Below are 26,308 nucleotides of genomic sequence, written 5' to 3'. Positions count from 1 at the left end.
CTTACTGCCCGTTAATGCGGGATAAAAAAAGACTGCCATATTTCGGCAGTCTTAATCGATAAATTCAAATTGATATTCAAGAATTTTTACAATATCTCCGTCTACTGCACCACGTGCACGAAGGGCTTCATCAATACCCATTCCACGCATTTGACGAGCAAATCGGCGTACAGATTCATCACGTGAGAAGTCTGTCATTTTGAATGTTTTCTCAATATCGTAACCAGAAATAACAAATGTGCCATCACTTTCGCGTGTAATTTCAAAATTAGATTCAGATTCAAATTTGTACATTACACTTGCTTCAGATTCTTCCACATCATCGTACATTGGGAATTCTGGTGTTGTTTCTAATAAGTTCGCTACTTCAAATAGTAAGTCACGAACACCTTGCTTCGTTACAGCTGAGATTGGGAAAATTTTCACTTCGTCTCCCAATTTTTCTTTAAATGCTTGTAAGTTTTCTTCTGCACCTGGCATATCCATTTTGTTTGCAACAACAACTTGCGGACGCTCAGTTAAACGCATATTGTATTCTTTTAGTTCACTATTGATTGTTACATAATCTTCATATGGCTCACGGCCTTCTAAACCAGACATATCGATAACGTGCACGATTACACGTGTACGCTCAATATGACGTAAGAATTGGTGTCCAAGTCCGACGCCGGCATGTGCGCCTTCAATTAGTCCAGGAAGGTCAGCCATAACGAAGCTGCGGCTATCACCAGTTTCAACAACACCAAGATTTGGAACGATTGTTGTAAAGTGATACTCTGCAATTTTCGGACGCGCTGATGATACAACAGATAATAATGTAGATTTACCTACACTTGGGAATCCAACAAGTCCAACATCTGCTAGCACTTTAAGTTCTAGCGTGACATCACGTTCTTGACCTGGTTCCCCGTTCTCAGCGATTTCTGGCGCTGGGTTCGTCGGTGTTGCGAAACGTGAGTTACCACGGCCACCGCGGCCACCTTTTGCGATTACAGCTGTTTGTTCATGCGTTACTAAATCGGCAAGAATTTCACCTGTTTTTTCATCTTTTACTATTGTTCCCGGTGGAACCTTTACGATTAAATCTTCAGATTTACGACCGTGCTGACCTTTACTCATTCCGTGCTGACCACGATCAGCTTTGAAATGACGTTGGTAGCGGAAGTCCATTAATGTACGTAAGCCTTCCTCAACAACAAAAACAACATCTGCACCTTTACCACCGTCGCCACCTGCTGGGCCACCTTTAGGTACATACTTCTCACGACGATACGCAACCATTCCGTTACCACCGTCGCCGCCTTTTACATATATCTTGACCTGATCTACAAACATTATTTCACCACACTTTTTTCGATTAGTTGTAATATAACTGAGACTTCTTCGTCTCGTACTGTATAAGAAATGGAATACCATTTATTGTTTTGGTTCGCAAGCCAATTCTGTAGTTCTTCTACACTCGTTAGCTTACCACGAAAATCAAAAAAGAAACGAGCATTCTCCGCGTCACATTCAATTGTGATACAAACATAATTTTCAACATATACGTCTAAACTATGCTGAAGTATTGAGAAAAATTGATTCGTCCATGTACATACAATCTCATCTAAGTGAGATAAGTTATGTAATTTCCCTAATACTTCGTACTCCAATAAGCACGGCTGCTGTTTCCAATTATATGTTAAAATCCACTCTGAAAATAAAGGCATTGATAACCCTATCAGATTGGATTCTTGTCTCGCTTCTTGGACAAAACGATCGATGAGACTATGAATTTCTTCCACTTTTCCAAGGGAAAGGTTTCCTTTCACCATCTGCATACGATTGAGCCAATCATGTCTTGAATGACGCAATGCATCTATAATTGTCCATTTTTCATTCATTTAGATACCCCTTAATATAGAAAAACTCTAACCTGCACTCAGGTTAGAGTTTTCCGTGAGTTCTTATGCTTCTTGAGCAACAGGATATACGCTCACTTGTTTGCGGTCACGGCCAAGACGCTCAAAGCGTACTACGCCGTCAACTTTCGCGTATAAAGTGTCATCGCCACCACGACCAACGTTAACACCTGGATAAATTTTTGTACCGCGTTGACGGTAAAGAATTGAACCACCTGAAACCGTTTGACCATCTGCGCGTTTAGCACCAAGACGTTTTGACTGAGAGTCACGACCGTTCTTTGTACTACCTACACCTTTCTTAGATGCGAAAAACTGAAGATCTAATCTTAACATACGTTACACCTCCTGCACTTTTTCTATTAAACGGATATACTTTCCGTAATCAAGTTCGATCGTCTTAAGCGAAACAACCAATCCTTCTAAAAGTATCTGTGCTTTTTCTGCTGTATGAACGTCTAAATCATTAGGCAATTCATACGTTAAGAATCCACCATCACTTCCGAGTTCAATAGTTGCTTGCACATTACAAAGTTCTTCCACTGCATTTATAGAACCAAACACAACCGCTGTAGTTCCAGCACAGACAAGATCTTGTCCATGTGGCGCATAATTGGCATGTCCAGTCATTTTAAATGATTGGATACTTCCTAATTTCGTGCGACTTATCGTAATTTTAATCATGTTAACCTGGATTAAGCGTTGATAGCTTCAACAACTAGCTTAGTGTAAGGTTGACGATGACCTTGTTTCTTACGATTGTTCTTTTTCGCTTTGTATTTGAAAACGATGATTTTCTTAGCGCGACCTTGTTTTTCAACTTTCGCAGTAACTGTTGCACCTTCTACAACTGGGCTACCAACTTTAACGTTTTCGCCACCAACGAAAAGAACTTTGTCAAAAGTAACAGTTTCACCAGCTTCAACATCTAATTTTTCAATGTAGATTGCTTGACCAGCTTCAACTTTAATTTGTTTTCCACCTGTTTCGATAATTGCGTACATACTTGCACCTCCTCTTAATTACTAAGACTCGCCAAAAACGAGGTAGACATAAATGTCTTTAGGGAACCTGTCTTGTGCGGTTGTAGCATATAGCCGTTTAGGTGCTATAAACTATAACATAAAGATGTTATCATGAATCATAGACGGTTGTCAATAAATGTTCTACTAACTATTTTTTCCGTTCTACAATTTCTGTTTTACTTCCAAAACGGACAATTGCATACTTTTCGATCATATCATCTTTGAAACAAATTTCAAATGGAATATTTTTTTGTAATTCTTTTTGCAAAAATTGTTTTTGCAATTCTTTAGGTGCAGCGATTAATACTGCCTCATCCTCTATATTGCCATATGTAATTAGCTCTCTCTCTAACTCATACGCAATTGTTTCATATGACATTACATACCCCGTCGCTTTGCAAGATACACACTCTTCTAGTAATACGTCGCGTAAAGAATGTTTCTTACGTTTACGTGTCATCTCCAAAATCCCTAACTCTGTAAAACCGAGAACTCTTGTATATGTGCGATCATTTTGCATAGCAGCCATCAGACATTCTCTTACCTTTTCTTTATCTTCTCTTCTTTTCATATTAATAAAATCAATTAATATCATACCACCGATATCACGCAGTCTTAATTGACGTGCAATCTCTTCAGCTGCCACTTCATTTGTACGAAGGACTGTATCTTGTAAATTCTGTTTTCCAGTAAACTTGCCCGTATTCACATCAATTACAGTCATCGTCTCCATTTGTTCCACAATTAAATAGGCACCATTCGGGAGCCACACAATTTTTTGAAGTGCTTTTTCGATCTCACGCTCTATTCCAAAGTGGTTAAAAATTGAAGATTTTTCATTATAAAAAGATACTTTTTCTTTTCCGATCTTTTCTTCTAATTCTTTTACTATACTTCTTGTATCTACAACTACTTTTTCAATCGTTTCAATCGGATTCTCTTGGAATACACGATCTAAAAAGGTCGCCGGTCGATGAAGTAGTAACGGTGCCTTTCCTTGGCCCTCTTTTCTTTTTAGCTCTTCATATAACTGCTGTAACCTTTGCATTTCAGCTTGTATTTCTTCAATTTCTCCTTTTTCAGAAGCAGAGCGGAAAATATAACCTCCTGTCCCTTCTACCTCAATTTGGAGTAGCTGTTGCCTTCTTTTATTGTTTTTTATTTTCCGAGAAACCGCACGCATTTCATCATATGGCATATAAACGACATATTTCCCGGTAAATTCTACGTTCGCCGTCAATTTCGGCCCTTTCGTATCAATTGCCTCTTTCACAACTTGCACGAGTACTGCTTGCCCTTCATGTATACGATAAGAAGATGGTACATCATCGTACGAAAGGTACGCATGTTTTTCTAAACCGATGTTTACAAAAGCTGCGTTCATTCCAGCAATCGTTCTTACGATACGTCCAACATAAATATGCCCAACAATCTCTTGTTCTTCATTTCGTTTCCATAAAAACTCAACAATTTTTTTCTTCTCTTCAATTGCAACGCGTTTTTCCGATCCTGCATAGTTCATATATAACGTTTTCAAAATTCTTTCCTCACTTTATAATCTTCTTTGCTTTTACAATAATAAAAGGTTAGTGCTATCGTCAACACTAACCGATTAATTCTTCAACAGATGAAGTTGTTCGTTTTTCAGTAAAATACGCATAGAGTAATTCATTTTCATCCAATGTATAATGTTCTTTATATTTTCCATGGACGATAATAGAGTGCTTATACCCTCTACGAAATTTTGTGAATATCTTATATAAATGATCTTCTGATTGCACTTCAATAGGTGCAATCTTTTCAATTCCTCTTTTGTTCCCATAATAACGTTCCAATAAAAAACGCATAAAGGCATACTGTCTTTGTTTCCACTCTTGATATAACGACACCGCTAAAAATATGAGTAGTACCCACATCATAATATTGTTACTATTCCAAAGTAACTGCCACACTAGTATTACACTAAAAAAAACACATGATAATTTCATCATCTTTTCATGTGCTTGTAAATAAGGAAAACGATATGATAATACGTTAAACAATACTTTTCCACCATCAAGCGGCCAAATAGGTAGTAAATTAAATGCTAAAATAATTATATTATTCCATATAAAGAAATAATATAAATCCGCACCCAGCCAACCAGCTTCAAACACTATATAACCTACCACCATCATCCAAATATGTTGTATAGGCCCTGCAATTACAACAACAAGTTCCTCTTTCAATGACTTATTCCCATGTTCCTCAAGCTCAGCCACACCGCCAAACGGTAAAAGTTGAATCTTTTTAATACGCCAATTGTAGTGTGCCGCCGCAAAGGCATGCCCAAGTTCATGGATAAGAACGATACAAAATAACAGTAGTAACTCTTTAAAACGTGCCGTAAAAATACCAATGACAATAATAACCCAAAACAACGGATGCACTGAAATCTTCGTTAAAACTTCTCTATATTTAATCAAATGAAATCACCTGAATCGGGTCAATAAATTTTTCATTCTTTTTTATCGCGAAATAAAACTTACCATTTTTATTATTTGCATCATTATTCACCGTTCCAATTTTTTGTTTCTTTGAAACGTAATCATATAATTTCACTGTCATGTCATTTAAATTCGCATACCACGATTCTGTTCCATCTGCATGCTGAATTTGAACCGTATTACCAAGTTCCTCTTTCTTGCCTGCAAAAACAACTAGCCCTTCATTCACTGACTCAACAGTTGCATTTATAGCTGTTTGAACAAATACACCTTGGCCATTTTTTTGAAACCCTTGCATCACCTTTCCAGAAGCAGGGATGGCATAATCTTTTTGCTGAATAGTTCCTTCTTTTTTCTCAGTAGGTGAATAAAATACGAGCGGTTTTCCAAACTGCTTTTCGTACCATTTCGCTACAGTAGCAAACTGAAATTCTTCTTTCATCACTTTTTCTGTAACAGCTTTAGCACCGTCGAAAGAAGAGGGTGCATTCTTATATAAAATAGCGACAGAAAGAACTAATATTGCTGATAACAAAAATTTGAAGAAAAATACTTCTTTTCGAAATAAAGGATGAATTTCCTTTTCTCCTTCTTCAATAAATACTGTTTCACTATCAAAATTCCCTCCAGCAAAATACTGCTCTTCCTCCATCTTTTCTTGCTCTGCCTTCCTTTTCGCAATCCGTTTTTTAATTTCTTCTACACGACTATTTTTCATACTGTCTCCTTTCTTTCGTTAAGCTAATTTAAATAGAAACAGTTGTATACAGTTTGTACATATGTATGAGCTAAGAAAGGAAGATATTCGTGTGAAGAAAAAAGAAAGCACTTCGCATATGTGCGAAGTGCTTTTAACGGATTCCAAAGAAGTTTTTCATCTTTGTAAATACCGATATCTTTTCTTGTCCAAATGCTTGCAATGGTACATTCTCACCCAACAAGCGTCTTGCAATATTACGATAAGCTAACGCTGCTTTTCCGCTCGGTTGCAACGCTACAGGTTCACCTGTATTTGTAGCACGAATAACTTCATCATCATCCTCGACAACACCAAGAAGCTCGATTGACAATGTACGTACGATTTCATCAACATCTAACATATCCTGCTCATGAAGCATATGACTACGCACACGATTAATAACAAGTTTTGGTGGTTCAATATCCTCTTTTTCTAAAAGCCCGATAATACGATCCGCATCGCGCATTGAGGATACTTCTGGCGTCGTAACAACGATTGCTTTATCCGCACCAGCTACCGCATTTTTAAATCCCTGCTCAATCCCCGCAGGACAATCAATTAATATGTAATCATAATCTTGACGTAATACTTGTATTAATTCATCCATTTGTTCAGGTGTTACCGCTGATTTATCACTCGTTTGTGCTGCAGGTAATAAATAAAGATCATCAAAACGCTTATCTTTAATAAGCGCCTGAGGTAAACGGCAACGCCCTTCAACGACATCAACAAGATCAAATACAATACGATTTTCCAGCCCCATTACTACGTCTAAGTTTCGAAGACCGATATCTGTGTCAATTAAGCACACTTTCTTTCCAGATAACGCCAGGGCTGTACCAATGTTCGCAGACGTTGTAGTTTTACCTACTCCGCCTTTTCCAGATGTAATTACTATTGCCTCTCCCACAGCTATACAATTCCCCTTTCTAACTTTGTTAAATTAGGTCTAAGATGAGTGAGAAGTTGCAGTCGATCGACAACAATGTGATTGTTCTCATTAATATACGCACATTCTGCCGCCTCCGCTCCGTCTTCTTTCTCTTCCGGAGCCCGCATTGCCACATCACTAATTCGAAGTTGCATCGGGTTCATATCAGATGCAGCGATTACGGCATCCGAATCCCCATAATACCCAGCATGCGCAATTCCTCTTAATGATCCTACGACAAAAATATTCCCCCCAGCGATAACCGTTCCGCCTGGATTAACATCTCCAATTAACAATAAATTTCCTTTTACATGTAAAACTTGTCCAGAGCGAACAATTTTGGAAATAGGGACAATTTCTGTTTCTTCTTTCCAAGCTATTGCTTCTGCTTTCGTTATAACATCACTTTCAATTGAATCCACAACAAGATTCTTTTTATTACGAATTAACGTACGAATCTCTTCTTGTTGGACTTCTGTTAAATAACGATTTCCCACTTTCACATGCACTTCAATTAAAGAGCGCCCATCACCATCATAGTAATGTGTAGAAAGCTTTTCATCCAGTTCCTCCAGTAATTCAGAGAATGAACAACAATCATCTAAATGAAGCGTTATTCCGTCTTTTGTCCCTTTTATTGTTACATTTTGTTGCTTTTTTTCTTCCACTAAAGTTCACCCCACCGATTCAATTCGACATAAAATTAGAAAATCCTTTTTTCTTTTTCTTCCATCGCTTTTGAAAGACGCACTAAATATCGTCTCAGTGGGAAACAAACTATCAATAAGAAAATTGCATTTAGCAATAAAGTAGACAGGAGACGATCTGTGAAAAAGACATACGCTGACATATGAGTACGTCCTAACAAAGTTAAAAATCCATACACATAATACTCTAGTGCTACAATGCTAGCTAGTACAATAGAAGCAACAATAAATAAATTCAATTGTAGTATCTTCATCACACTATAAACTAAATAAGCTAAAATCGGATACGCAAAAATATATATACCGACAAGTTCTGTGTATACGGTATCAAATAAGAAACCAAATAAGAGTCCGTAATAAATCCCTTGGACCGGACTATAGTACACAGTAATAAAACATAACACAATTATAAAGAAATGAGGTGCTGCTATACCGTCTTTCCAAAAAACCTCTGTTGGAACAATAGTAGCAAACATATTTTCAAATAGAAAAACAAAAAGGAGCAAAAGAGGAAGAGCTGCTCTTTTTAAAATCTTCATCATCTCTTCTCCCCCTCCTATTCTAATGGCGCTGAAGGCGTTGCACGTTTAGCAACCATAATATGCTCTACGTCATTCAAGTCAGCGGCCGGTTTTACATAAGCTGTTTTTGTTAAGCCGTATGGATCTGGCTGAACATCAACGATTGTTCCAATTACAAGACCTTTCGGGAAAATATCACCAAGTCCAGATGTTACAACTAATTGATCTTTCGCTACCTGAGCATCAGAGCCAATCTTTGTGAAAAGAAGTAAGTGCTTTTCTTTGTCGTAACCTTCAATCAATCCGAAGATTTTCTCATCACCTTGTACGATAGCAGAAACACGATTTGTTCGGCTCATAGAGCTTAGCAATTCTACTGATGATGTAAACTGGGATACACTTTTCACTCGTCCAACTAGACCTTGTGAAGTTACTACAGCCATATCTTTTTTAATTCCTTGCTGTGCTCCTTTATCAATTCCGATTAAATCGTACCATTTATCTGGATTACGAGAAACAACAGTAGATGGAATTTCAGTATATTGGCTATTCAACTCTTTTTTACCCGTTAACTCTTGTAACTTCTTGTTATCATCTTCTAATTGTTTTACTTTTCCTGATAGACCTGCATAATTATCTAATTTTGCTTTTAATTCTTTATTCTCTTCATACGTGCGCTTTACATCCTCTACATTTTCGAAGAATCCAGCTACGTATTTCGCTGGCTTTTGGAATACACGTTCTACAACACCGACAGTGTCTTTAACAAACTGCTCTGGCCATGTTAAACTGTTCCGTTCTTTCAATGAGATTCCAATCAATGCCACGAGAAGAATAATACTAACTAACAAAACAATTAATCTTTTGTTTAAGAAAAACTGTGGCACGTTCACACCCTCTTAATTTCATTGATTTTTATTTTGCAATATTATCGAGCAGCAGTTTTGAAAAGATCGATATTGTCTAATGCTTTACCCGTTCCAATTGCTACGCAATCTAATGGATCTTCCGCAACAAGAACTGGCATATTTGTTTCTTCACTAATCACTTTATCTAAGTTACGTAGTAATGCTCCGCCGCCTGTTAATACGATACCACGGTCCATAATGTCTGCCGCTAATTCAGGTGGAGTTTTCTCTAACGTATTTTTAACAGATTCTACAATTGCATCTACTGTATCTTTTAATGCATCTGCAATTTCTTCTGGCTGAATTAGTACTGTTTTTGGTAAACCACTTACTAAATCACGACCGCGAATTTCCATAGGCTCGATACCTTCTGGCTCGCCTGCAGAACCGATTTCTAATTTTAATGCTTCAGCCGTTCTTTCACCAATCATTAAGTTATAGCTTTTCTTAATGTACTGAATGATTGAATCGTCCATATCATCACCAGCAACACGAACTGATTGACTTGTTACAATACCACCTAAAGAAATGATTGCAACTTCTGTTGTACCGCCACCGATATCAACAACCATACTACCAGTTGGTTCCCAAACAGGTAAGTTCGCACCAATTGCTGCTGCAAATGGTTCTTCGATTGGATAAGCATCACGAGCACCCGCTTGACGAGTCGCATCGATTACTGCACGTCTTTCTACAGCTGTAATACCAGACGGTACACATACCATTACGTAAGGCTTACGTGAGAAGAATCCATTTGATTTTTGAGCTTGTTGAATGTAATATTTCATCATTGTTGCTGTCGTTTCGTAATCAGCAATTACACCGTCTTTCATCGGGCGAAGTGCCACAACGTTTCCTGGTGTACGACCAATCATTTGTTTTGCATCGCTACCTACAGCAACGATTTGTTTCGTATCAGTTTGTAACGCTACTACTGAAGGTTCACGTAAAACTACACCTTTTCCTTTTACATATACAAGCGTGTTCGCAGTTCCTAAATCTATTCCAAGATCGCGAGTAAAGCCACCAAATCCAAACATATTATTTATCTTCCTTTCTTGTTTTCACGGACTCATTTTTTCTTACTTTATATTATAAAAACAGTACGTTTTTTATATCTTTATCCTTCTTGTAGATAAATTTCTACAAAAAACTCATAAATCACATTATAAAACAAAATAAGTAAAAAGCATAGTCTTAAATATGACCTTTTTCCTTTAAACTCACGAATTTATGGTCACCTATTATAATATGGTCAAGCACTTCAATTCCGATAATCTTGCCGCATTCTACTAAGCGTTTCGTTACTTCAATATCCTCTCGGCTCGGCGTGGGGTCTCCTGAAGGGTGGTTATGAAGACATATGATAGAGGCTGCTGCGCGGCGGAACGCTTCTTTAAAAACTTCCCTTGGATGTACAATTGATGTGTTTAAACTTCCAATGAAAACCGTTTGCCTATGTATAACTTGATTTTTTGTGTTCAAATATAAACATACAAAATGCTCCTGTTGCAGGAAGCGCATTTCTTCCATCATATATCTCGCACAATCTTCTGGGCTTCGAATGCTGTATCTATTTTGATATTCTAAACGTACCATTCTTCTACCAAGTTCAAAAGTAGCTATAAGCTGGGCTGCCTTTGCAATCCCAACACCATGTATACTGACAAGCTCTTCTAACGTTGCATCTTTCAACATACGTAAACCATCAAAGTGATGTAAAATTTTATCTGATAACTTTAAAACTGTTTCTTCTTTAGAACCTGTTCTAAGTAACACAGCAAGAAGCTCCCGATTCGATAAACTTCCAGCTCCTTCTAACAATAAACGCTCCCGTGGCTGTTCTTCTTTGACAACATCACGAATACCGTTCATTTCTCCACCCCTTTTATTTGTTCTCTCAAAGAAAATCCCATGCAATTTTACGCATGGGTTACATCACTATTAAATTGTTTTAATTCCCGAACAAGACGTGAAATTGGTAACCCGACTACACTATAGTAGTCCCCTTGAATATGTTGAACAAAAATAGATCCTTTACCTTGAATTCCATAACTTCCTGCTTTATCAAGAGGTTCTTTTGATGCAACATATACGTCAATTTCCTCTTCTGTTAATTCCCAAAACGTAACTTCTGTACGCTCGTAAAAAGTGACTGTTTTGTCTTTTGCTATAATTGCAACACCAGTATACACTTCATGTGTTTTCCCTGATAATAATTGCAACATTTCTTTCGCCTCAGCCTCATTAGAAGGCTTTCCAAGAATACGCGATTCATATGTAACAATTGTGTCTGCACCTAACACAATGTAATCACTATTCGTTTCTGCTACCGCAGATGCTTTTTGCAGGGCGAGGGACATAACGATATCAGAAGGTGATGAGTACGCACCAATCGTCTCTTCTACTTCACTTACAATGATTTCAAATGGTACATCCGCTAACTCAAGCAGTTCCTTCCTGCGAGGTGATCCTGATGCTAAAATAATTTTTCTCATATTTTCTCCTTCCTTTCTCACATGAAGCAGAATCATTTACATCAATCGTATCAAAGGAATAGTTTGTCCACAAATGAAAGAAATATTATTTTCTCTAAATAAAATAATACTTTTTACTAAAATACGATTATATTCCTGCCATAGAGAAAGCACTTTGCTCTAAATTCAAAAGAAAAGAAAGAAGTACCTATACTTCTTCCTTCGTCATTTCATTATCCTATTATTTCACCTTTTGGGAAACAATTTTTTCATATGAAAGTATACCATCAATAATAACTTGATTTAATTTCGCCAAAGATTCCTTATCACCTTTTCCATCCTTCACTGTTTGCACAGCTATTGACGTATACATATACAATTTCTTTGCTTCTTCCTGCTTCATACTTTTCCCTTCTTTTTCAATTGCTTTCCACTCTTTTTCAATCGCACCTATATCTTTTGCATTACTTTTTCCACTAGTTTGTACGCTGGAAGCATATTTTGCTAAATGAGTATATAATGGCTGTACTTTTGTTAAAAATGCCCCAACTTCTTTATCATCTTTAAGTAATGCTTTATCTGTTATATCCCAGTTCTTTTTCAATACGGAGACATTATCATTTTTATACTGCATCATTAATTGATTTATGCCTTGTTCATCGCTAGCAATACCAACAACTAATGCATACTTATCACCGCTTGGTTTTAAAGCTGCAACGCCTCCATTACCTTTCCACTCTTCAAGAGCGGCCTGTCCCTTTTCTTCGGAAGAATAAATCCCTCCTTGCACAAAAAATAATTTCATTGGATCTAATGACGTTCCTGTCTGTGTTTTTTGTTTTTCCTCTTTTGGTGCCGGTGTTTGTTCTGCCGTTCCGCCCACCTTTGATTCTTCATTTCGCATCTGCTTCGAAGCTGTTACTTCGCTTCCCCCTGTCGCACCTTGTCCTTTAAGTAACTGTAGCATTCCCATCCCAAACGCCGTACCAATAACAATCGCAGTTGCAACGATTGCAATTAACGTATTGCTCCACTTCTTTCGTTTTTTTTCCTTAGACACCAATTTCGCTTTTTGAAACGGAACAACGTTTTTCGGTCTTTCACTTTCTACTACCATCCATTCAAATTCATCTTTCTTCTTCTCCTCATATTTCGCTTCGGTTCCATTCACTTTCACTGAGATCGTTCGTGATTGCTTGTCCATACACTCACACCTCACCTCTTATCGTTGTCCGCATCATATCATATTCATTTCACAAAAAAACGAGATATTTGTCAGAGGAATTCGCCAAATAATCCTATATATTTATCTTATATGTATGCATTTGACTTCATTTGTAGAACAAAAAAACTAGATAGCAAAGACTATCTAGTTTTTCTCGCAAATATATTTTCGAACTTCCGAAATGAAATAAAGAGAACCTGTTATGATAAAAACATCATTTTCTCCAATCATTCCAACCTTCGTATCAATTGCCTCTTTCCAATTTTCAAAAACTAGTTTTGACTCTTTCTTTGAATACGATGCAAGCTTGTCAGCAGAAATAGCACGATCAAAGGCGAATGTTGTAAAAATAATTTCATCGGCAATGGTTTCTAATTGATCTACCATATTATGCAATTGTTTATCACCTAGGGCAGTAAATAAAACTATTACATTTTTATTTTTGTAATGTGATTCTACTGTTTTCACAAGACTTTCGATACCTTCTGGGTTATGGGCACCATCTATAATAATATCTGGATTGCTTTGCAGTTTTTCAAATCGCCCAATCCAATACGCTTCCTGTAATCCAGTTCTTATTTCTTCTTCCTCAATTAAAAATGATAAGTATGTTTTGACATACATGACTGCCATAAGTGCAAGTGCTGCGTTTCCTACTTGGTGAACACCTTTCATTGAGATTCGCACATCTTCAAAGGTGGCGAAAGGACAAATGAAATCGAACTGTTCTCCATCTTCGCCAGACTGTTTATGTAACACTGTAAAATGCTTGCCCATCTCGTATAAATTTGCATGATTTTCCTTTGCAACTTTTTGAATGACTTGCAATGCTTCCTCATCTCGTACACCAGTAATAACCGGAACACCAGACTTAATAATCCCCGCCTTTTCATATGCAATTTCTCCTAGTGTATTCCCTAAAATATGCATATGATCGTGGCCGATATTTGTAATAATCGTGAGAACAGGATGAATAACATTCGTAGAATCAAAACGCCCTCCAAGCCCTGTTTCAAATAAAACAACATCACAGAAATTAACTTTACCGAAATAACAAATTGCCATAACAGTAATAATTTCAAACTCAGTCGCTTCCCCTAAATCTGTCCCATCTAGTTTTTCAACGACTGGCTTTACCATCTTTACAAGTTCAGTAATCTCTTCATCTGCAATTGGTGTCCCGTTCACACTAATACGTTCGTTAAATGTTTCAATATATGGAGAGGTAAATGTTCCTACCTTATATTTTGCATCTTCTAACATGTAGCGCATATATGTTAACGTTGAACCTTTTCCATTTGTACCAGCAAGATGAACACATTTTATGTGACGCTCTGGATTTCCAAGCTCTTCTAGCATCCATCTCATTCTTTCTAATCCTGGTTTAATACCAAACTTCAATCGGCTATGAATCCACCCTATCGCTTCTTCGTATGTATGTATCACGTATGCTTTCCCCTTTCAAAAGACAACCTTCATACTCCTATTATACGCAAAGAAAAGAGACTCACCAATATAGTGAGCCTCTAAAAAACATTTTACTTTTCAAGATCTGCTAGGCGTTGGCGAACTGCTTCACGTTTTTCTAGGTAGTCTTGCTCTTTCGCACGCTCTCCGTCAATAACTGCTGCAGGAGCTTTCGCTACGAAACCTTGATTTGAAAGTTTCTTCTGTACACGTTCTACTTCTTTGTCGAACTTCTCAAATTCTTTCTCAAGACGTGCTCTCTCTTCATCAAGATTGATAAGATCAGCTAACGGTAAGAATAACTCTGCACCTGATACGATTGCAGTCATTGCTTTTTCTGGTGCTTGTAAATCCGTTTGAATTATTAATTCGCTTGGGTTACAGAAACGCTCAATGTAAGAGCTGTTTTTTGTAAGTTGAGCAAGTACAGCCTCATCTTTTGCTTTAATTTGCATTTGAACTTTTTTGCTCATTGGCGTATTAACTTCTGCACGGATGTTACGAACAGAGCGAATGATATCAACTAGAAGGTGCATTTCTGCCGCAGCTTCTGTATCTTGTAAATCTTCGCGAACTGTTGGCCATGCTGCTACTGTAATAGATTCGCCTTCATGCGGTAAATGTTGCCAAATCTTCTCTGTTACGAATGGCATGAATGGGTGTAATAGACGCATTGTTTGGTCTAATACGTAAGCTAAAATAGAACGAGTTGTTTTCTTAGCTGCTTCATCTTCACCATATAGTGGCAGTTTCGCCATTTCAATGTACCAGTCACAGAAATCGTCCCAAATGAAGTTGTATAATGAACGACCAGCTTCACCGAACTCATATTTATCCATGTTACGCGTTACGCTTTCGATTGTTTCGTTTAAGCGAGTTAAAATCCACTTATCCGCAACTGATTTTTCCCCAGTTAAATCGATTTCTTCATACTTCATATCATCCATGTTCATTAATACGAAACGTGATGCGTTCCAGATTTTATTAATGAAGTTCCAAGTAGACTCTACTTTTTCCATACTGAAACGTAAATCTTGACCTGGTGCGCTTCCTGTTGATAAGAAATAGCGCATTGCATCTGCACCGTACTTCTCGATAACGTCCATTGGATCAATACCGTTACCAAGAGATTTACTCATTTTACGTCCTTGCTCATCACGAACTAAACCGTGAATTAATACATCTTTAAATGGACGCTCGCCTGTAAACTCTAAACCTTGGAAAATCATACGAGATACCCAGAAGAAGATGATGTCATAACCCGTTACTAGTGCATCTGTTGAATAGTAACGTTTGAAGTCTGCTGCATCTTCATTAGGCCAACCAAGTGTTGAGAATGGCCATAACGCTGAACTGAACCATGTATCCAGTACGTCGTTATCTTGATTCCAGTTTTCAATATCTGCTGGCTCTTCTGTACCTACGTATACTTCACCAGTTTCTTTATGATACCAAGCTGGAATACGGTGTCCCCACCATAATTGACGAGAAATACACCAGTCGTGAATGTTTTCCATCCAGCGTAAATATGTGTTTTCGAAACGCTCTGGTACGAACGTTACTTTCTCTTCTTCTTTTTGTTGAAGCTCTACTGCCTTCTCAGCAAGTGGAGCCATTTTTACGAACCATTGTGTTGATAAGTAAGGCTCAACAACTGCACCACTACGCTCACTATGACCTACTGAATGCATATGAGGCTCGATTTCTACTAATACGCCCGCTTCTTGTAAGTCCTTCACTAACGCTTTACGGCATTCGAAACGATCCATACCGTTATACTTACCAGCTTTTTCGTTCATTGATCCGTCTTCGTTCATTACTAAGATACGTGGTAAGTCATGACGGTTACCTACTTCAAAGTCATTCGGGTCATGAGCTGGTGTAATTTTTACAACGCCTGTTCCGAAATCTTTTTCTACGTACTCATCAGCAATAATCGGAATCTCACGGCCTACGATTGGAAGTGTAACTGTTTTCCCGATTAAATGTTTGTAACGATCGTCTCCTGGATGAACTGCTACTGCTGTATCACCAAGCATCGTTTCTGGACGAGTAGTCGCAAGACGAATATGACCAGTGCCATCTGTTAATGGATAGTTCATATGGTAGAATGCACCTTGAACTTCTTTATGAATTACTTCAATATCAGAAAGAGCTGTGCGTGTTGCTGGGTCCCAGTTGATAATATATTCACCGCGGTAAATTAAGCCTTTTTCGTATAATTGAACGAATACTTTATTAACCGCATCGATAAACCTTCATCTAATGTGAAACGTTCGCGAGAATAGTCTAGTCCTAAACCAACTTTCCCCCATTGTTGACGAATGTGAGACGCGTATTCCTCTTTCCATTCCCAAGCTTTTTCAAGGAATTTCTCACGGCCAAGATCGTAACGTGAAATACCTTCTTCACGAAGTTTTCCTTCTACTTTCGCTTGTGTTGCGATACCCGCATGGTCCATTCCTGGAAGCCATAATACATCGTAACCTTGCATACGCTTCGTACGAGTTAAAATATCTTGAAGAGTTGTATCCCAAGCATGACCTAAGTGTAACTTACCAGTTACGTTCGGAGGTGGAATTACAATTGTGTATGGTTGTTTCTTCTCATCTCCTGTTGCTTCGAAATATTTGCCTTCAAGCCACCATTGATAAAGGCCTTCTTCAACGGACATATGATCATATTTAGTTGGTAAATTCTTTTCCGTATTTGACATTATTTTCCCTCCTTAAAATAAAAAATGCCCCTCATCCAAAAAGGACGAGGGACATCGCGGTACCACCTTTATTTACAAACAAATTCAGAAATTTGCTTATACTCTTAATTTGATAACGGACAAATCCGTCTTTTCCTAATGAGAACTATTCCGTTCAGAAAAGATGCTCCAGGGCTACCTTCTAACATAACTATCTAGAGAATCTCCCAGCTAATGATTCTCCTCTCTGAAGACGTTTCTTGTTATACTCTTCCCCTTCAAGGCATTTATATGATTGTTAATTATTATATACAATAGTGTAAAAAACGAAACCCTATTCGTCAAGATAAATTTAATACTACGGCTTTTCGAGCAAAAAAAGAAGATAAGTAGCATCCTCTACTTATCTTCTTTATTCCACTATTTGCGGGCAGTAAGATCCCCCACTAATTAAAGTTTCACTTTATCCGTTCCCTTGCTGGGCAGCTTGTAATTGCGAAAGGAAATATTCTATATTGCTAACGAGCCAATGCGATTGTTGTAAGCTCTTTACTCCGAGAAGTTCATTTTCCTTATTGCGACTCCCTCTTCTTTTCTTATAAGACTGGATTTGCCGAATAAATTGCGATGGATACGTCATATACGCAAACATGAGTAGTTGCTCTTCTTTCGTAAAAGGGAAATTCTTTTGGTACATTTGATACCATTCAAACCGATCACTTCGCGCAATTGGATACGTGTTTAAAGACCGAGAATAAAACCCTACTATATCTTGCACCGGTGTGGCAAACTTCGATTTTTCTAAACTAATAAAATAGCCATTCCGTTCATAATCAAATAAGAAATGATTAAGCGATACGTTACCATGTACAAAAGTAATACGTGTTTTTTCTTTTTCTTTCATCGCATCGTTCCACTCAGTTAATTGCTTCATTGCAAACTCACGCGCCCTCATTACATGATGATAGTACGTACAATATTGCAATTCAAACGGAGACATATACCACTTCGCTTCAGATTCTACGAGAAACTCTTCTAACATCTCACCATCATTCTCCCAGCGATCGGATATATTTGTATAATGTTTTTCTAAATCTTCTTCTGTATACGTTTCTTCTTTCACCGTTTTTTGATGTAACGTCCCGAGAGTTTGAAACATTTTATGGTATTGATCATTATCCTCGCCATTGCCTTCCGCACGTTCTAACCAAGGCATTAAATAATAATTATACGTCCCGTCACTTAAAATATAATTTCCATCCGTCGCATGGTATATAGGTACATAATTTGAAAAACCGTTCTCCTTCAAATATTGAATATGGTGCAAAAAGTTATTCCGTTCTAACTTCCCGTCTTCTATTTTCTTGAGCGCATACGGACCTTGATTCGTGTAAATTTTCGTTACACTTCCGTGCTCTTCCATATGCTGTGTATCCAATCTATATTGCCTTACAATGGGTTCATAGCGATTTCGTAATTCAATATCCATACGAATAACCCTTTCTATTCAAAACATTGCCTTTAGGAAAATAAGTGAGTGAAAACACTCACTTATTTCGCTTTTGCCCTTGAAACAGGAATATAAATAATTTGTCCCGCAGTTAAATATATATCTTCTGTTTGATTGACACGATATAAGTTTTGTACAGACGTTTCATAACGGTCTGCAACAGATTCGATTGTATCCCCTTCTTGCACGAAATACATTCTTAACTTTGTAAATTCTTCTTCCGGTTCTTTCGTAAATATTTTCGTTAAATAAAGTGCATTTTCATCTCGCTGTGAATACGTTTCTTCTTCTTGCTCTTCTTGTTTTTTCGCTTTTTCTTTCTTGAAATCTTTTCTTCCGAACAATTCAAATTGTGGCGTTGATTCTTTCTCCTCTTCACGCTCCACAAATTCATGTTCTTCTATTTCCTCTTCCTCTACTTCCTGCTCTTTTCTTTGCTCTAGTTGAAACGGTTCAAATGCGTAATCTTCCCACTCATCTGATTCCTTATAGACTGGTTCTTCTACGTGCATGGCAGGTCTATTTTCATCTTCTTGTGCGGAATCAGCCTCTAACTCAGCATACGCTGTTTCTTCCTCTTCATCCTCGATTCTTTCTTCATCACATAAACCAGTGATAGATATATCCGCTAATAATTGTAAGCAACCATTTTCCTTTAATTCATAATCAAATTCCTCAATAGATACATATAGTTCTTCAATTACTTTCACACGGTTTCTCGGAATTGATATTTCAAGCGGAAAGGAATGAACAAGTTCATTAACCCCATCTTCCCTTGTTTCTACATAATCAATCGACTTCGCTGGCGATAAATCTCTTAATGAATAAGCCGAATCATCTTGCCGCGCAACATACTCTCCCGTTAAATCTAATTGCCCTCTCACGATAACTTCATGATCAAGCTCTTCTATCTCAACGTCTGGATCTAACGAAATTGACAAAAGTTCTTCGACTTCCTGTCCTTTTTGGAACCAAACAGATTCTTTTAATGAAAAACGTAATGAATGATCTGTTGCCACTTCTTTTCCCCCTCCCAAACTATATGTCATTACAGATTTATGTATGGAAAGCTGACTTTATGAATAAAAAAAATCGCTCCCCTTATGGAGAGCGATTTTCTTTCAACAATTAAGCTTTTAATTTTGACATTGCAATTTCAGCTGCTGCAATCGTCGCTTCAATATCTGCATCACTATGTGCTGTCGATAAGAATAGACCTTCGAATTGAGATGGTGGCAAGAATACACCTTGTTCTACCATTTCACGATAGTAAGCCGCAAAGAATTCTAAGTTTGAAGATTTTGCTGCATCGTAATTAATAACTTGTTCATCTGTAAAGAAGATACCAATCATAGAACCCGCACGGTTAATATGATGCGGAATGCCATGTTTTTCAGCCGCTTTACGTAAGCCAGCTTCTAACATTTCAGCTTTACGCTCAAATTCTACATATGATTCTGGCGTTAACTGTACTAACGTTTCATAACCTGCTGCCATTGCAAGTGGGTTACCTGATAAAGTACCTGCTTGGTAAATCGGTCCGCTCGGTGCAACTTGGCGCATAATTTCTGCTTTACCACCGTATGCTCCTACTGGTAAGCCACCACCGATTACTTTACCTAAACAAGTTAAATCAGGTGTTACACCGTAATAACCTTGTCCGCAATTATAAGCAACTCGGAATCCTGTCATGACTTCATCAAAGATAAGCAATGCACCATTTTGCTCTGTTACTTCACGAAGACCTTCTAAAAATCCTGGTTGCGGAGGAACAACACCCATATTTCCTGCTACTGGTTCTACAATTATACAAGCAATATCATCACCAAATTGTTCGAAAGCGTATTTCACACTTTCTAAATCGTTATACGCTACTGTAATCGTATTTTTCGCTACACCTTCTGGTACACCTGGGCTATCTGGTAAACCTAGCGTCGCCACACCAGAACCCGCTTTAATTAATAACGAATCACCATGACCGTGGTAACAACCGATGAATTTCAAAATTTTATTACGTCCTGTATAACCACGAGCTAAACGTAGCGCACTCATTGTCGCTTCTGTTCCAGAGTTAACCATACGTACAATCTCAATTGATGGTACGCGCTCAATAACAAGTTTCGCTAATTTATTCTCAATTTCCGTTGGGGCACCGAAGCTTGTTCCTCTTTCAGCAACAGATTTTAAAGCTTCAACAACACGATCATTCGCATGACCATGAATTAAAGGACCCCATGATAATACGTAATCGATGTATTCATTTCCATCGATATCATATACTTTAGAGCCTTTTCCGCGCTCCATAAACAACGGATTCATACCAACAGACTTAAAAGCACGAACGGGACTATTTACGCCACCAGGCATTAAATCTTGCGCCTCTTCAAACGCCGCAATCGACTTATCAAACTTTTTCATTATTTAGCGCCTCCTTCTTGTAACCATCTTGCTGCATCTTTTGCATGATACGTAATAATTAAATCTGCTCCTGCACGTTTCATGCTAATTAATTTTTCAAGTACAACTTCTTTTTCATTAATCCAACCATTTTGCGCTGCTGCTTTAATCATCGAATATTCACCACTTACGTTATAAGCAACGACTGGTAAATTAAAGTTATTTTTCACATCACGAATGATATCTAAGTAAGAAAGAGCTGGCTTTACAATTAAGAAATCTGCCCCTTCCATTACATCTGATTCTGCTTCACGGAATGCTTCCATACGGTTCGCTGGATCCATTTGATATGTTTTACGATCACCAAATTGCGGAGCACCGTGCGCCGCATCACGGAATGGTCCGTAAAATGCTGATGAATATTTCACAGCGTACGACATTACTGGTACGTGTCCAAAACCATTTTCATCTAATGCATGGCGAATTGCTGTTACGAATCCGTCCATCATGTTTGATGGCGCAATAATGTCCGCTCCTGCTTTCGCTTGGCTTACAGCTGTTTTCGCAAGAACTGCAAGAGACTCGTCATTTAAAATAATACCATCTTCAATTACACCGCAATGACCATGGCTTGTGAATTGACATAAACATGTATCTGCAACTACTACTAGCCCAGGGAATTCACCTTTAATTTGCTTAATTGCACGTTGCACAATTCCATGATCACAATATGCTGATGATCCAACTTCATCTTTTTCAGCAGGTAAACCAAATACAATAACAGAACGAATACCTAAATCAACAACCTCTTGCATCTCAGCTTGCAATAAATCTAAAGATATTTGATATACGCCTGGCATAGAAGGCACTTCATTACGAACATTTTCTCCTTCTAATACAAAAATAGGGTAAATAAAATCTTCCGTATGTAAAAACGTTTCACGCACAAGCGCACGCATATTACCACTTTGTCTTAAGCGACGATGACGATTAAATTGTAAAGAGTTCATAGATTTCTATCCCCATTCTTTTATTTTATAGATTCACAAATGCATTGTAGTAATGCTTCTACAGTGTACTCTTTCGGCATAATAACATGCGGAAAATAAAGGCTCGCCTCTTTTTCCGTAATAGGCCCTATACAAGCAATTGTACATTTTTTTGTCCATTCTCTCCAGTTTGTACCATCAAGTAAACGAACAAAATTAGTAACAGTTGAAGGGCTCGTAAATGTAATAACGTCTACTTCTCCTGCTTCTAACACTGCGATAAGTTCTTGCCTTTTCTCTACATTCGCTTTCGTACCATATACGATTAGCTCATCTAGAGAAATACCAATTTCGCGAAGTGCAACTGGAATGACGTCTCTTGCTAAATTCCCTTTCGGAAATAAAATGCATTCATTTCCACTTAGTCTTTTTACAAACTCTTCTGCAAATACTTCTGCAACAAATGAAGTTGGAACGAAGTCCACTTGATAGCCCCGATTTTCTAATTCTAATCTTGTTTTCACGCCTACTGCAGCAATTTTAGTCTTTGCGGGTAGCTTCTTTCTCAAACTATCTAGAAAAAAAGCTACCCCATTTTTACTCGTAAAAATCACCCAGTCATACGAATGCAGCTGCCCTGCTATATGTTGAATTTCCCTATGAGACATACCTTCCATACGCAAAAGCGGAATTTCCAATGGAATTCCGCTCTTTTCTTTTACCGCTACACTCATTTGTTTCGCTTGATGCTGAGCACGTGTAATTAATACCGTTTTGCCAGCGAGAGCGTTCATATTTATTGTTGCCCCTTATTTGCAGTAAGAATGAGTTCTTTGGCGCCTTGTTTAATTAAACGGTCCGCAACCTCTAATCCTACTTCCTCTGGATTAGTTCCTACTACTGTCTCTTTCAATAAAACAGAACCGTCCATAGAACCGACAAGAGCTGTTAATTCGATTGCATCATTTTCTGTAAGAGTTGCATATCCAGCGATTGGAACTTGGCAGCCACCTTCAAGTTTATGAAGAAATACTCGTTCTGCCGCCACTGTTCTTTCTGTTACTGCATCATTCATATGCGCTAACAACTGTAGTAAATCCTTATCATCCTCACGGCATTCAATCGCTAATGCACCTTGTCCTACAGCAGGTACACATAACGTCTCATCTAAATGTTCTGTAATAACTTCATTATCCCAGCCCATTCTTTGTAATCCAGCTGTTGCTAAAATGATTGCATCGTAATCTTCTTCTTGTAATTTACGTAAACGTGTATCGATATTTCCTCGAATCCACTTCACTTGTAAATCTGGTCTCGCAGCTAATAATTGTGCACTGCGTCTTAAACTACTCGTACCTAAAATAGCGCCTTCTGCTAACTCTTTAAACGATGCTCCGCTTTTTGAGATAAAAGCATCACGAGGGTCAACACGCTTCGGTGTACAACCAATCATTAATCCTTCTGGAAGTACGGCCGGCATATCTTTCATACTATGTACAGCCATATCAATTTCTTTCGTAAGTAACGCATGTTCAATCTCTTTAACAAACAAGCCTTTTCCGCCTACTTTTGAAAGAGTAACATCTAAAATAACATCACCCTTTGTGACGATTTCTTTCACTTCAAATTCATATGGTAAACCTAGTGCTTTTAACTGATCAATAAACCAGTTTGTTTGCGTTAATGCTAATTTACTCTTTCGTGACCCTACAATAATTTTGCGCATAATTCTCTCTCCTCATTATAAATACCAAAAGTGGAAGTTGGATAAACTGCTTAATAGAAAAATATTGATTAGCATTACGAGAAATGCTCCGATGTTCCACTGCACGATTTTCTTCCCTTGCAACACATCTGCCACTCGTAAATATAGGCCAGCACAATATACAAATAGAACGACAAAAGACCCGATCACTTTCGTATCATACCAATGGAAATTGTCCAATTTCGTATATCCCCATATGCATCCTAATAAAATAGCTAATAAGAAAAATGGAACAGAAAATAAATTTAATCCGTAAGACATCGATTCTAGCTTCGGCAAATTCCCTAACCTTCTTAATCTCGCATTCCATTTTTTCTTTTTTAATAGGCGATATTGCAATAAATACATAATAGAAAAAATGAACGATACAGTGAAAGTTGCATAAGAAATAATAGCCATACCGACATGTACATATACAAGTTCTGAAACTAATTGCTCTGCCAGTACCGGCGACATCTTTCCGAGCGGTGTAAAAATAGAAAAAGCGCTTACGCCAAATGCGACAACATTTGTAAAAAAGACTAGAAAGTCAATTCTCATAAATCGATTAATGACTAACGACATCGTAATCAATAGCCAAACATAAAAATAAATCCCTGATAATAAAGTTAATATAGGGCTCGTTTCTGAATCTGTAGCCCTAAGTAACATAAAGATAGACTGCAGAACCCATACAATCGAAAGTAACCAAAAAGCAAATCGGTTCGCCTTTCGGTTACTTTGGAAATAATCTATAAAATATAAACTAATGCTACAAGCATATAAAATAATTGCAATATGATAAATAATACTGTTATTTAAAAAACTCATCCGATCATCCTTCCAAATTATAAAGATGGAACGGATGGTGTCCACGCTCTTTTATGTTCTACTTCTTCCGCACAACTCTCTACATCTTCCATTTCTAAGTCGAAAATCTTTGCAAATAACGCTAATTTTTCGTCTGCTCCCTCTTCAGCAGCTATTTCTTTCGCTACTAAAATTGGGTCTTTTAATAATTGATTAATAATACTTTTCGTATGCTTACTAATTACTTTTCTCTCACGATCACTAAGATTCGGTATTTTTCGTTCCAAGCTTTCCATCGTTTCACTTTGAATAGCAAGTGCCTTATCACGAAGAGCTGCTATTAACGGAACAACACCAAGTGTACTTAACCACGTTTTAAATAAAACAATTTCCTCTTCAATCATAAATTGAATTTTCTCTGCTTCTTTCAAACGCTCAGCACGATTTGCTTCCACTACTCCTTGCAAATCATCAATGTCATATAAGAAAGAACCTTCTAGTTCATCAATCGCTGGATCAATATCACGTGGCACTGCAATATCCACCATAAATAACGGACGACCAGAGCGCATTTTCTCTACCTTTGTCATCATCTCTTTCGTGATGACATATTCAGATGCACCAGTTGAACTAATTAAAATATCTGCTTCTAATAATGCACATTGCAATTCACTTAAAGGCTTTGCATGTCCCATATATTTCTCAGCCATTACTTCCGCTTTCGTAAAAGTCCTATTCATGACTGTTACTTTTCGAGCACCGCTTCCATATAAGTTTTGCAGTGCCAGTTCACCCATCTTACCAGCACCAAGAATAAGCACATGACAATCTGTTAACTCACCAAATATTTTCTTTCCGAGCTCAACAGCAGCATAGCTAACAGACATCGCACTTTCACCAATCGTCGTTTCTGAGTGCGCACGTTTCGCTAACGTAACCACCTGCTTAAACAACTCATTAAAAATTGTGCCTGTCGCTTTTACTTGTTGCGCTTCTAAAAAGCTATCTTTTATTTGGCCTAAAATCTGTGTTTCTCCAACTACCATAGAATCTAAACCGCACGTCACGCGGAATAAATGATCTATTGCACCGTCTTGTTCAAAAATAGTTAAATATGGTGCGACTTCTTCTATTTCAAGCTGAAACCAATCAGCTAAAAACTTCTTAATATAATACCGTCCCGTGTGTAATTGATCGACAACAGCATAAATCTCAGTGCGATTACAAGTTGATACAATGACATTCTCTAACACGCTCTTTTGATTTTGTAATGTAGTCATTGCTTGCTCTAGCTCTGCTGCCTGAAATGTGAGTTTCTCACGAAATTCTACAGGGGCTGTTCGATAATTTACACTAACAACAAGAATATGCACGCAGCATGTCCCCCTTCACCCGTTTTATCACTTTATCTACTATCATAATACAACTTTCCTCTTATGAATCTGACAATCGTGTGAACAACCGATTATTTTTTATTTATTCTCCGTATGTAATAAAGGAGATTCAGTAAAACTAATAAAGACTTTCTACTTTATAATTATTATAAATTAATAACTCTATTTGTACGTTACCAAAAAAAGCACTCATAATCAAGTGATGGAAACTATTCCATATGAATTATAACATCATCTTTCCTATCTTCTTTCATCATGCAAGAAAATATGTATGATTGTTCCAAATCGTAGCACAAACTTTCTCAATACAATGTATTTGACATTGTATTTCTTTTCCGTTATATTGATTTTACAAAATTAAATTGTGCACAATTTAATTAGA

At 37.6% G+C, this 26,308-nt stretch carries 25 protein-coding genes, 1 pseudogene and 2 other annotated features; all 26 genes and pseudogenes read right to left on the bottom strand.

The window, feature by feature from the left end; all coding sequences use genetic code 11:
- Nucleotides 1–51: 51 nt before the first annotated feature.
- Complete coding sequence (gene obgE, locus ACUN0F_RS10745; RefSeq protein WP_046958810.1) at nt 52–1,335, bottom strand: GTPase ObgE; 1,284 nt, start codon at nt 1,333–1,335, stop codon at nt 52–54.
- A complete protein-coding gene (locus ACUN0F_RS10740; protein ID WP_001003576.1) occupies nt 1,335–1,883 on the bottom strand; it encodes a sporulation initiation phosphotransferase B in 549 nt (182 codons plus the stop codon). Before ACUN0F_RS10740 ends, obgE begins: the two co-directional genes overlap by 1 nt.
- Nucleotides 1,884–1,946: 63 nt before the next feature.
- Nucleotides 1,947–2,237, bottom strand: a complete 291-nt coding sequence (rpmA, locus tag ACUN0F_RS10735; protein ID WP_000944957.1) for a 50S ribosomal protein L27 — start codon at nt 2,235–2,237, stop codon at nt 1,947–1,949.
- Between the two features lie 3 nt (nt 2,238–2,240).
- Complete coding sequence (locus ACUN0F_RS10730) at nt 2,241–2,585, bottom strand: ribosomal-processing cysteine protease Prp (protein ID WP_002008596.1); 345 nt, start codon at nt 2,583–2,585, stop codon at nt 2,241–2,243.
- A gap of 11 nt (nt 2,586–2,596) precedes the next feature.
- The gene (rplU, locus tag ACUN0F_RS10725; RefSeq protein ID WP_000270907.1) at nt 2,597–2,905 is read right to left on the bottom strand and encodes a 50S ribosomal protein L21; all 309 of its coding nucleotides are present in this window, start codon (nt 2,903–2,905) and stop codon (nt 2,597–2,599) included.
- Nucleotides 2,906–2,919: 14 nt separating this feature from the next.
- Nucleotides 2,920–2,997: a sequence feature (ribosomal protein L21 leader region), on the bottom strand.
- Between the two features lie 77 nt (nt 2,998–3,074).
- A complete protein-coding gene (locus ACUN0F_RS10720) occupies nt 3,075–4,463 on the bottom strand; it encodes an Rne/Rng family ribonuclease (RefSeq protein ID WP_097856904.1) in 1,389 nt (462 codons plus the stop codon).
- A gap of 67 nt (nt 4,464–4,530) precedes the next feature.
- Complete coding sequence (gene spoIVFB, locus ACUN0F_RS10715) at nt 4,531–5,391, bottom strand: stage IV sporulation intramembrane metalloprotease SpoIVFB (protein WP_000599080.1); 861 nt, start codon at nt 5,389–5,391, stop codon at nt 4,531–4,533.
- Entirely contained in the window at nt 5,384–6,130 is a 747-nt protein-coding gene (spoIVFA, locus tag ACUN0F_RS10710) for a stage IV sporulation protein SpoIVFA (protein WP_046956283.1), read from the bottom strand. The genes spoIVFB and spoIVFA overlap by 8 nt, the downstream gene beginning before the upstream one ends.
- 133 nt (nt 6,131–6,263) lie before the next feature.
- A complete protein-coding gene (gene minD, locus ACUN0F_RS10705) occupies nt 6,264–7,061 on the bottom strand; it encodes a septum site-determining protein MinD (protein ID WP_445539473.1) in 798 nt (265 codons plus the stop codon).
- A gap of 2 nt (nt 7,062–7,063) precedes the next feature.
- Entirely contained in the window at nt 7,064–7,750 is a 687-nt protein-coding gene (gene minC, locus ACUN0F_RS10700) for a septum site-determining protein MinC (protein ID WP_000391511.1), read from the bottom strand.
- Between the two features lie 35 nt (nt 7,751–7,785).
- Nucleotides 7,786–8,331 (bottom strand): rod shape-determining protein MreD, encoded by a 546-nt coding sequence (gene mreD / locus ACUN0F_RS10695; RefSeq protein WP_000975755.1) that lies wholly within the window; start codon nt 8,329–8,331, stop codon nt 7,786–7,788.
- 14 nt (nt 8,332–8,345) lie between these two features.
- Nucleotides 8,346–9,197 carry a rod shape-determining protein MreC gene (gene mreC / locus ACUN0F_RS10690; RefSeq protein WP_001135496.1) on the bottom strand — a complete coding sequence of 284 codons (852 nt, stop codon included), beginning with the start codon at nt 9,195–9,197 and terminating at the stop codon, nt 8,346–8,348.
- Between the two features lie 41 nt (nt 9,198–9,238).
- Nucleotides 9,239–10,258 (bottom strand): cell shape-determining protein MreB, encoded by a 1,020-nt coding sequence (gene mreB, locus ACUN0F_RS10685; RefSeq protein ID WP_000466737.1) that lies wholly within the window; start codon nt 10,256–10,258, stop codon nt 9,239–9,241.
- A gap of 157 nt (nt 10,259–10,415) precedes the next feature.
- The gene (gene radC / locus ACUN0F_RS10680; protein ID WP_264462058.1) at nt 10,416–11,093 is read right to left on the bottom strand and encodes a DNA repair protein RadC; all 678 of its coding nucleotides are present in this window, start codon (nt 11,091–11,093) and stop codon (nt 10,416–10,418) included.
- Between the two features lie 47 nt (nt 11,094–11,140).
- Nucleotides 11,141–11,716, bottom strand: coding sequence for a Maf family protein (locus tag ACUN0F_RS10675; RefSeq protein ID WP_445539472.1), 576 nt, complete (start codon nt 11,714–11,716; stop codon nt 11,141–11,143).
- A 220-nt stretch (nt 11,717–11,936) separates the two neighbouring features.
- Nucleotides 11,937–12,899 (bottom strand): hypothetical protein, encoded by a 963-nt coding sequence (locus tag ACUN0F_RS10670; RefSeq protein WP_046956281.1) that lies wholly within the window; start codon nt 12,897–12,899, stop codon nt 11,937–11,939.
- 165 nt (nt 12,900–13,064) lie between these two features.
- A complete protein-coding gene (locus tag ACUN0F_RS10665; RefSeq protein ID WP_445539471.1) occupies nt 13,065–14,366 on the bottom strand; it encodes a bifunctional folylpolyglutamate synthase/dihydrofolate synthase in 1,302 nt (433 codons plus the stop codon).
- A 92-nt stretch (nt 14,367–14,458) separates the two neighbouring features.
- Nucleotides 14,459–17,103 (bottom strand): annotated as a pseudogene (locus ACUN0F_RS10660) (valine--tRNA ligase).
- Between the two features lie 37 nt (nt 17,104–17,140).
- Nucleotides 17,141–17,373: a binding site (T-box leader), on the bottom strand.
- Nucleotides 17,374–17,545: 172 nt separating this feature from the next.
- Nucleotides 17,546–18,571, bottom strand: coding sequence for a spore coat protein YsxE (ysxE, locus tag ACUN0F_RS10655; RefSeq protein WP_048541358.1), 1,026 nt, complete (start codon nt 18,569–18,571; stop codon nt 17,546–17,548).
- Between the two features lie 62 nt (nt 18,572–18,633).
- Nucleotides 18,634–19,611 (bottom strand): stage VI sporulation protein D, encoded by a 978-nt coding sequence (gene spoVID, locus ACUN0F_RS10650; RefSeq protein WP_000179734.1) that lies wholly within the window; start codon nt 19,609–19,611, stop codon nt 18,634–18,636.
- Nucleotides 19,612–19,720: 109 nt separating this feature from the next.
- Nucleotides 19,721–21,010: a glutamate-1-semialdehyde 2,1-aminomutase gene (gene hemL, locus ACUN0F_RS10645; RefSeq protein ID WP_048541355.1), complete on the bottom strand. Its 1,290-nt coding sequence runs from the start codon at nt 21,008–21,010 to the stop codon at nt 19,721–19,723.
- Nucleotides 21,010–21,999: a porphobilinogen synthase gene (gene hemB / locus ACUN0F_RS10640; protein WP_001087075.1), complete on the bottom strand. Its 990-nt coding sequence runs from the start codon at nt 21,997–21,999 to the stop codon at nt 21,010–21,012. Before hemB ends, hemL begins: the two co-directional genes overlap by 1 nt.
- Nucleotides 22,000–22,019: 20 nt before the next feature.
- A complete protein-coding gene (hemD, locus tag ACUN0F_RS10635) occupies nt 22,020–22,772 on the bottom strand; it encodes a uroporphyrinogen-III synthase (RefSeq protein WP_264462062.1) in 753 nt (250 codons plus the stop codon).
- Between the two features lie 2 nt (nt 22,773–22,774).
- Nucleotides 22,775–23,704, bottom strand: a complete 930-nt coding sequence (gene hemC / locus ACUN0F_RS10630; protein ID WP_264462063.1) for a hydroxymethylbilane synthase — start codon at nt 23,702–23,704, stop codon at nt 22,775–22,777.
- 15 nt (nt 23,705–23,719) lie between these two features.
- Nucleotides 23,720–24,553, bottom strand: a complete 834-nt coding sequence (locus tag ACUN0F_RS10625) for a cytochrome c biogenesis protein (RefSeq protein ID WP_445539470.1) — start codon at nt 24,551–24,553, stop codon at nt 23,720–23,722.
- Nucleotides 24,554–24,570: 17 nt separating this feature from the next.
- Nucleotides 24,571–25,905, bottom strand: a complete 1,335-nt coding sequence (gene hemA, locus ACUN0F_RS10620; protein WP_000547847.1) for a glutamyl-tRNA reductase — start codon at nt 25,903–25,905, stop codon at nt 24,571–24,573.
- Between the last annotated feature and the right edge of the window lie 403 nt (nt 25,906–26,308).

The organism is Bacillus sp. 1A (assembly GCF_052682215.1).
This window is presented reverse-complemented; position numbering and strand designations above follow the sequence as displayed.

Excerpts from the sequence above, each read along its gene's own strand:
- obgE (WP_046958810.1), bottom strand. The coding sequence starts at position 1,335 with ATGTTTGTAGATCAGGTCAAGATATATGTAAAAGGCGGCGACGGTGGT.
- ACUN0F_RS10740 (WP_001003576.1), bottom strand. The coding sequence starts at position 1,883 with ATGAATGAAAAATGGACAATTATAGATGCATTGCGTCATTCAAGACAT.
- rpmA (WP_000944957.1), bottom strand. The coding sequence starts at position 2,237 with ATGTTAAGATTAGATCTTCAGTTTTTCGCATCTAAGAAAGGTGTAGGT.
- ACUN0F_RS10730 (WP_002008596.1), bottom strand. The coding sequence starts at position 2,585 with ATGATTAAAATTACGATAAGTCGCACGAAATTAGGAAGTATCCAATCA.
- rplU (WP_000270907.1), bottom strand. The coding sequence starts at position 2,905 with ATGTACGCAATTATCGAAACAGGTGGAAAACAAATTAAAGTTGAAGCT.
- spoIVFA (WP_046956283.1), bottom strand. The coding sequence starts at position 6,130 with ATGAAAAATAGTCGTGTAGAAGAAATTAAAAAACGGATTGCGAAAAGG.
- mreD (WP_000975755.1), bottom strand. The coding sequence starts at position 8,331 with ATGATGAAGATTTTAAAAAGAGCAGCTCTTCCTCTTTTGCTCCTTTTT.
- mreB (WP_000466737.1), bottom strand. The coding sequence starts at position 10,258 with ATGTTTGGATTTGGTGGCTTTACTCGCGATCTTGGAATAGATTTAGGA.
- radC (WP_264462058.1), bottom strand. The coding sequence starts at position 11,093 with ATGAACGGTATTCGTGATGTTGTCAAAGAAGAACAGCCACGGGAGCGT.
- ACUN0F_RS10675 (WP_445539472.1), bottom strand. The coding sequence starts at position 11,716 with ATGAGAAAAATTATTTTAGCATCAGGATCACCTCGCAGGAAGGAACTG.
- ACUN0F_RS10670 (WP_046956281.1), bottom strand. The coding sequence starts at position 12,899 with ATGGACAAGCAATCACGAACGATCTCAGTGAAAGTGAATGGAACCGAA.
- ysxE (WP_048541358.1), bottom strand. The coding sequence starts at position 18,571 with ATGGATATTGAATTACGAAATCGCTATGAACCCATTGTAAGGCAATAT.
- hemL (WP_048541355.1), bottom strand. The coding sequence starts at position 21,010 with ATGAAAAAGTTTGATAAGTCGATTGCGGCGTTTGAAGAGGCGCAAGAT.
- hemB (WP_001087075.1), bottom strand. The coding sequence starts at position 21,999 with ATGAACTCTTTACAATTTAATCGTCATCGTCGCTTAAGACAAAGTGGT.
- hemD (WP_264462062.1), bottom strand. The coding sequence starts at position 22,772 with ATGAACGCTCTCGCTGGCAAAACGGTATTAATTACACGTGCTCAGCAT.
- hemC (WP_264462063.1), bottom strand. The coding sequence starts at position 23,704 with ATGCGCAAAATTATTGTAGGGTCACGAAAGAGTAAATTAGCATTAACG.
- ACUN0F_RS10625 (WP_445539470.1), bottom strand. The coding sequence starts at position 24,553 with ATGAGTTTTTTAAATAACAGTATTATTTATCATATTGCAATTATTTTA.